The organism is Mycobacterium sp. (assembly GCF_035653355.1).
Lineage (GTDB): Bacteria > Actinomycetota > Actinomycetes > Mycobacteriales > Mycobacteriaceae > Mycobacterium.
This window is the reverse complement of the sequence record NZ_DASRBZ010000275.1, coordinates 1-7,220: the sequence shown is the minus strand read 5'-3', so window position 1 is coordinate 7,220 and position 7,220 is coordinate 1. Positions and strand designations below refer to the sequence as shown.

At 63.8% G+C, this 7,220-nt stretch carries 3 protein-coding genes and 1 pseudogene; all 4 read left to right on the top strand.

What is annotated here, in order from left to right:
- A pseudogene (locus tag VFA16_RS09425) lies at positions 1–207 on the top strand (glycosyl transferase family 1); the annotation flags it as partial.
- A 187-nt stretch (positions 208–394) separates the two neighbouring features.
- Positions 395–1,723 (top strand): hypothetical protein, encoded by a 1,329-nt coding sequence (locus VFA16_RS09420; RefSeq protein ID WP_324967554.1) that lies wholly within the window; start codon positions 395–397, stop codon positions 1,721–1,723.
- Positions 1,724–2,067: 344 nt separating this feature from the next.
- Positions 2,068–2,298, top strand: a complete 231-nt coding sequence (locus VFA16_RS09415) for an MbtH family protein (protein ID WP_324967553.1) — start codon at positions 2,068–2,070, stop codon at positions 2,296–2,298.
- A 23-nt stretch (positions 2,299–2,321) separates the two neighbouring features.
- Positions 2,322–7,220, top strand: a 4,899-nt coding sequence (locus VFA16_RS09410; RefSeq protein ID WP_324967552.1) for a non-ribosomal peptide synthetase, incomplete at its 3' end; no start/stop codon positions are given.

The following is a 7,220-nucleotide window of genomic DNA, read 5'->3' as shown; positions in this document are numbered from 1 at the left end:
CGGGTCAAACGGCTGCAGGTCGGCACTGCCCGACGCTTTTCCACCACGACCCAGCAATCTCTGGTGGCCGATCTGCGCACGATTCTGACCCCCGACTACGCCGCCCGAGCCCGCCAGATCGCTTCCCAAATGACCACACCGGCCCAAAGCGTCACCACCGCCGCTGATCTCGTCGAAGATTTCGCCCGCCTGCGGCATGTCGGCTGATCAGCGAGTCCGAGCCGTTGGAGCGGCAAGCGCCAGCACCTCCGCCAAGTCGCCTCGGTACCCGTCGACGAGATCGCTTGTCGCGCCGCAACATCTCGGCGCCGACACCGCTGAAAGACCGCGGTGTGGTCGTAACCCGAGCATGAAACCGCCTGCCGCGCATAACCGAGAAGTACGGTAGAAAAAAATGGACAACGTACTCGATCCACAAGACCAGACCGCGTTTTTCATAGGGCAAGTAGCAGGCACCTGCCTGCTGCAGTGTGTCTGGTTGTACAACCGCGCGATCGATATCGACGGTCTGCGGCAGTTCCATGACCATCTCAAGTGCGGGCGGTTGGCCCGCCGCATCGAACGCTCACCATTGCGGTTCGGCCGTCACCGCTGGACGTCACCCACCGGCGCACCCAATATTGAGATCGTCGCGTCCGCCCGGCCGCGCGAGGAATTCGGCACCTGGCTCAGCGAGCAGGCCGACACGCCAATCGATCCTGAGGATGGCCCAGGTTGGCACCTTGCCGCGCTCCCATTCAGTAACGGCGGTGCTGGGGTGAGTTTGCTGATCTCCCATTGCCTCACCGACGGCGTTGGGTTGTCCGAGGCGCTGGCGGATGCGGCGTGTGGCCGCCACGACCCGATCAGCTGGCCTGCCGCCGGATCGCGCACGCGGTGGCAGGCCGTCCGTGAAGATGCCCGCCAAACCGTGCGCGACGCCCCTGCAATCGGCCGCGCCGTGGTCACGGCGGCACGGGTCGCCAAGCGTCGCCGCGGCAATCCCGAAGCTGCCACTCCTCCTCCTGCGCTGTCCGCCGGCGCCGACAACCCAATCACGCTTCCAATGGCGACAATCTTCGTCGACGCCGACGAGTGGGACACCCGAGCACACGCGCTCGGCGGCACCAGCAACGCGCTGCTTGTCGGACTGGCGGCCCGCCTGGCCCACCGAAGGGGGCGGGCCAGCGCAGACGGCTCAGTTGTTGTCCGAATGCCGGTGAACCAGCGGGCCGAAGGTGATACTCGCGCCAATGCGGTTACCAATGTCGATGTCATTGTCGACCCTTCATCTGCGACGACGGACTTGCGCGAGATCCGTGCCGCAATCAAACAAACGCTGATTCGCCACCGAGAAGCGCCCGATGAAGAGCAGGCAGCGATGGCTATCGTTCCCCTGCTAGCCCTGGTGCCTGAGCGGTTTCTCCTCAGGGTTGGCGGCGGCAATGCCACTGGCGTCGTCTCATCCAACCTTGGTGTGGTTAACCCCGCCGCTAGCCGGCCAGACGGCACAGACGCTGACCGCTTCGCTATGAAGTGGCTCTACCGAGGCGTGACCAAGGCGATGATGGACGGGTCAGGTGGACTGCAGTTCCTGCTTTCAGGACGAGCGAACAGGCATATCTTTGTCTCGGTCACCGCTTATCAACCAGGCCATACCAACTCGAACGACTCCTTGCGAGAAGACATTTCGCGCACCTTGAACGACTTCTCGCTTACCGGCACGTATCTCGAGCGGCCGTGAATTAGCAACCAGGGTCAAGGCGGACGTCTGCAGCCACCCGCATATCTCGGCGATTTTGTGTGGCAGCGAAAGAACTCATTTGTCACAGGTGTCACACCGAAATTTTCACTTGCTCGCATCGAGTGCTAACTACGCCGTAGCGAATTGAAGCGAAGCTCAAGGTCACTGCAGGTCACAGCGCCGATAGTCGTATGCAAGGGGACCGGTTCCACCATGATCGAGCACCTGTGTTGTGCGTTGGCTCACACCCACAAAGATTTTGAAAGGCCCCGCCAGCCTCGTTAGACTCCTGTACAGTTCGGCACTGTTGTACTCGTGTAAATACCAATGGCCTTGGGGAACTAGTGACCGTCAATCCGTTCGACGACGAGAATGGCATCTTTTTCGTCTTGGTCAACGACGAGGAGCAACACAGTCTATGGCCCACCTTCGCCGATGTTCCAGCCGGGTGGCGGGTAGTTTACGGCGAAGCGAACCGCGCTGGATGTATGGAGTACATCGAACAGAACTGGACGGATATACGGCCGAAGAGTCTGCGCGACAGACTGGCGCACGGCCGTGCTTCTGACAGCTAGGCCGTGTGGTTTCAGGGATTCCGATGGAACTTGATGATAGGGCGCTTCCGCTTACGCGCGGACAGCTCGACATATGGCTGGCACAGGAATCCGGTCACTTAGATGCAGACTGGCACATCGTCGCATTCGTCGTAATCGAGGGTGCGATAAAGCCGGATGTACTTAAACAGGCGATCCGGCACGTGGTGGCCGAGGCCGAACCAATCAGGGCCGGCATATTCGAAGCAGATGGCCAAGTCTTCCAACGGGCGATACCCGACCCGGAGGTCGAACTTCCCGTCAGCGATCTCAGAGACTCAGAGAAGCCCGTCCAGGAAGCCTACCGACGAGCAGAATCGATCCGGCGCACGCCGATGCCGCCAACAGGGCCCCTGTTCAAATTTGCGCTATTTCGCACGGGGGCGGACGAATTCTACTGGTTCTTGTGCGTTCACCATCTAGTAACTGACGGCTTCGGAATTGCTCTTTTTGCCAACCGAGTCGCCGCAGTTTACTCCGCCTTTGTTTCCGGCACACCCATGCCTCCTGCTTTTTTTGGCTCCCTGCGGGAAATGGTAGACCGTGACGCCGAATACGAGGCATCGAAAGATTACAACGAGGACTTAGCATATTGGAGTGCGAATCTTCCGCCGGAAAGCACTTCATATTATGGTCGTTCAGAATCAGCGGACGGGCGCGATTCGAGTTCGGTTTCTGACCCAGTTCAATTAGACCCCGCGGTCGTCGACCGGGTCCATGAGTTGTCTACCGCGTTGAATATGCGGCGGTCGTCGGTGATCACCGCGGCCTGTGCTCTGTTGGCGCGAGGATGGTGCGCTGAGGGCTCAGAGGTAGTGCTTAACTTCCCCGTCAGTCGGCGAACAAGCGCGGAATCGGCGACCTTTCCTGGACTGGTTTCCGGCGTTGTACCACTGGTGGTGACCGTTTCCCCTGGCACTACGGTCGCCGATTTTTGTGCGCACGTGGACACACGCATACGCGAAGCCGTGCAGCATCAGAGGTTCCCAGTACACGTCCTTGAACGCAAAGCTCGGCCCGACCGGCCTCGGCTGGCACGCGACAGGATCGGTGTCAACTTCATCCCTTCGATCACTCTTCTGCCCTTCGGGGATGCCGCTGCATCCGGGGTGGTTACTGGGATCGGGCGCGTAGACCACTTTGGATTCTTTTTCTTGAGCGCGGACGGTCGGCTCTCTTTGAGCACCGCGGGTGCTGGGCAGCCGCTGTCGAATTTTGATGTCTCCGATCTAGCCCGACGGTTGCAGCAAGTCCTGTTGGCGATGGCGGCGGATCCGGGGCGGCCATTGTCGTCGGTGGACCCGCTCGGCGAGGACGACACTGCTGAGCTGGCGGCCTGGGGGAATCAGGCGGTCTTGACCCAGCCGGCAACACCGGTGTCCATTACGGAATTGTTCGCCGCCCAAGTCGGGCGCACTCCCGAGGCGGTGGCGGTCACCTCCCAAGGTCGCAGCATGACCTATCGCGAGCTGGATGAGGCATCCAACCGGTTAGCGCACCTGCTGGCCGCAGGGGGCGCGGGCCCGGGTGAGTGTGTGGCGCTGCTGTTCTCGCGTTCAGCCGAGGCGATCGTTGCGATCCTGGCGGTGCTCAAAACCGGGGCGGCCTATCTGCCGATCGACCCGGCACTGCCGTCGGCACGGATCGGCTTCATGCTCGCCGATGCCACGCCTATGGCCGCAATCACCAGCAGCGGGCTGCGCCCGCGGCTGGCTGGCCATGATTTGGCGGTCATCGATGTCGAGGACCCCGCCGTCGACTCCCAGCCCAGCACCGCACTACCCGCGCCAAGTCCAGACAACATCGCCTACATCATCTACACCTCTGGCACCACCGGTGTCCCCAAGGGTGTAGCGATAAGCCACCACAACGTGACTCAGCTCCTCGAATCACTGGATGCGGGGCTGACAGCGCCAGGGCCGGCGAAGGTGTCGACGCAGTGGCATTCGTACGCTTTCGACGCCTCGGTTCGCGAGATCTGGGGTGCCCTTTTCCACGGTGGGCGACTCGTGGTGGTGCCCGAAGCGGCCGCGGCCTCATCGGAAGACCTGAACGCCTTGCTGGTGGGTGAGCACGTCGACGTGCTGACCCAGACTCCGTCTGCGGCGGGAGCGCTCTCCCCGCAGGGGTTGGAGTCGGTGGCGTTGGTGGTGGGCGGCGAGGCCTGCCCAGCCGAACTGGTGGACCGCTGGGCGTCCGGGCGGGTGATGATCAACGCCTACGGGCCCACCGAAACCACGATCGATGTGTCGATCAGCGCACCGCTGTCCCCGCGATCCGGTACGCCACCGATCGGCTCGCCGGTGGCAGGCGCCGCGTTGTTTGTGCTCGATGCGTGGCTGCGCCCGGTACCGGCCGGCGTCGTTGGTGAGTTGTATGTTGCCGGTCGCGGCGTGGCGCACGGGTACGTGCGCCGAGCCGGTTTGACCGCGTCCCGCTTTGTCGCCTGCCCATTCGGCGGCGCGGGAGCACCAGGAACACGTATGTATCGCACCGGGGATCTGGTGCGCTGGCGCGCCGATGGGCAGCTGGACTATCTGGGGCGCGCCGATGAGCAGGTCAAGGTCCGCGGGTATCGCATGGAGCTCGGCGAAATCCAGGCGACGCTGGCCAGCCTAGATGGGGTGGATCAGGCGGTGGTGCTCGTCCGTGAGGACCGCCCTGGCGACAAGCGCCTGGTGGGCTATGTCAGCGGCACCGCCGACCCGACCGAAATCCGTGCTGCGCTTAGCGAGCGGCTGCCCGAGTACATGGTCCCAACGGCGGTTGTGGTGTTGGATGCCCTGCCGCTGACGGTTAACGGCAAGCTCGACAAACGGGCCCTGCCTGCACCGGAATACGCCGCCTCTGATCGGTACCGCGCTCCGGCCAACGCCGTGGAGGAGCTGCTGGCCGGCATCTTCGCCGAGGTACTGGGGCTGGAGCGGGTCGGGGTCGACGACTCTTTCTTCGAGCTCGGCGGAGACAGCATCTTGTCGATGCAGGTGGCCTCGCGGGCGCGCGCTGCCGGCCTGATGTGTCGGCCGCGCGACATCTTCGTGGAGCAGACGGTGGCCGGGCTGGCCCAGGTGGCCGGGCTGGTCGACGCGGCCGGCGGCCCGGTCGATGACGGTGTGGGGTCGGTGGCGGCCACCCCGATCATGCGCTGGCTGAACAGTGTCGAAGGCCCGACGCAGCAGTTCAACCAGACGGTGCTGCTGCAGGCACCCGCTGGAGTGACCGAGGCGGATGTGGCGGTCATGCTGCAGGCATTGGTGGATCGGCACGGGATGCTGCGGGCGCGCGTCGAGGACGACGGCACTGGTGGGTGGTCGTTGCAAGTGGCCGAGGTCGGGTCGGTTGATGCCCGCGGTCGCCTGCAAGCCGTGGCCGCGCTCTCCGATGAGGCGCTGGTAAGCGCCCGGTCACAGCTGAACCCAGACGCCGGGCTGATGTTCAGCGGGTTATGGGTGACCTCCACCAGCCAGCTCGTGCTGATCGTTCACCATCTGGCTGTCGACGGGGTTTCGTGGCGGATCCTCGTAGACGACTTCAACACCGCGTGGACCCAGCGTCACGGCGGGCAGCCGGTGGTGTTGCCGGCGACCGGTACGTCGTTTGCCCGATGGGCGGCGCTGTTGGGTGAGCATGCGCGCCGCCCGGAAGTAGAGGAGCAGGCCGCCAAATGGCGGCAGCTGGCGGCGGCCCCAGCGGCGCTGCCTGCGATGCGCCCAGAAGTCGACACCTACGCCAACGCCGGATTCCTGTCGGCGTCGCTGGACGTGGATACCACCCGGATCCTGTTGGGTGAAGTGCCAGCGGCGTTTCATGCCGGCATTCACGACATCTTGCTTATCGGGTTCGCCTTGGCGGTAGCCGAGTTTGTGGGCAACCCCGACGCCCCGATCGGCATCGACGTCGAGGGCCACGGCCGCCACGAGGAGGTGGCCGCCGGCCTTGATCTTTCGCGCACAGTGGGCTGGTTCACGACCAAATACCCGGTGTCGTTGACGGTAGACAAGTTGGACTGGGCGCGGCTGACGGCCGGAGAGGCGGGTTTGGGGGCGCTGATCAAAGACGCCAAAGAACAGCTGCGCGCCCTCCCGGATCCCCTGACCTACGGCCTGTTGCGCTATTTGAACCCCGCGGTCGAGCTGGACCTCTCGGATCCGCTGATCGGGTTCAACTATCTGGGGCGCCTCGGTGACTCGGCCGGCGATGTCGCCAGCGACCATTGGCGGATCAGCGAACAGACCTGGTCGCTTATCGGTGCCGCAGCGGCGATCCCCATGCCGTTGGCCCACACGGTGGAGCTCAACGCCGGCACGGTCGACACCGACTCCGGCCCTCAGCTGCACGCCACCTGGACATGGGCGGCCTCGGCGTTGGATCAGAACCAAGTTAGTCGGCTGAGCCAATTGTGGTTCGAGGCGTTGGGCGGTATCTGCGCGCACGTGCGCGCTGGTGGTGGCGGATTGACCCCCTCCGACATTGCGCCGGCAAGGCTCAGCCAGCACCAAATCGAAGAGCTCTACCGGCAATACCGGCTCGTTGATGTTTTGCCGTTGACCCCGCTGCAGCAGGGGCTGCTGTTTCACGCCAGCAGCTCCCAGGGCGGCGGAGACGATGTCTATGCGGTGCAGCTGGATATCTCCATCACCGGTCCGCTGGATCAGCACCGGCTGCGCGATGCGCTGCAAACAGTGGTCACCCGGCATCCCAACCTGGCGGCCCGATTCTGTGACCAGTTCGACGAGCCGGTGCAAGTCATCCCTGCCGATCCTGTCGTGCCCTGGCGCTATGCCGAAGTCGACACCGGCGACGACGTCGAGAAGCACATCGAGCAGCTGTGTGCTGCTGAGCGTGCCGCGGTCTACGAGCTGGCCGACGAGCCGGCCTTTCGGGCGGCGCTGATACGCATCGCT